Consider the following 511-nt stretch of genomic DNA (forward strand, 5'->3'; position numbering starts at 1 on the left):
CGCCTGGTCGTTGGCGCGCACTATGGCCTGAAGGATTTCCTCGCGCAGCGCGTGACGGCGGTGATCATGGCGGTGTACACCGTCGTGCTGCCGGCGTCGTTCCTGCTCTCGAAGGACACGTCGTACCAGAGCTGGGCAGGCCTGTTCGCCAACCAGTGGATGAAGCTGCTGACGTTCCTGGCGATCCTGTCGCTCACGTATCACGCCTGGATCGGCGTGCGTGACATCTGGATGGATTACGTCAAGCCCGTGGCAGTGCGTTTGACGCTGCAAGTGTTGACGATTCTGTGGCTCGTTGGTTGTGCGGGCTACGCAGCTCAGATTCTCTGGAGGGTTTAAGACATGGTCGCAGTCAAGACTGGGCTGCCGCGCCGCAAATTCGACGTGGTGATCGTCGGTGCGGGCGGTTCGGGCATGCGTGCATCGCTGCAGCTGGCAGAAGCCGGCCTCTCCGTGGCCGTGCTGTCCAAGGTTTTCCCCACCCGCTCGCACACCGTGGCGGCGCAGGGTG

At 63.0% G+C, this 511-nt stretch carries 2 protein-coding genes; both read left to right on the top strand.

Annotation, left to right across the window (positions count from 1 at the left end; genetic code table 11):
* The coding region (gene sdhD / locus R2N03_RS20975) for a succinate dehydrogenase, hydrophobic membrane anchor protein (RefSeq protein WP_316659775.1) at nucleotides 1-339 on the top strand (339 nt) is incomplete at its 5' end.
* A 3-nt stretch (nucleotides 340-342) separates the two neighbouring features.
* A partial coding sequence (locus R2N03_RS20980) for an FAD-binding protein (protein WP_316659776.1) occupies nucleotides 343-511 on the top strand: 169 nt, incomplete at its 3' end.

It is taken from the genome of Ralstonia condita, assembly GCF_958405655.1.
In the GTDB taxonomy this organism is placed as follows: domain Bacteria; phylum Pseudomonadota; class Gammaproteobacteria; order Burkholderiales; family Burkholderiaceae; genus Ralstonia; species Ralstonia condita.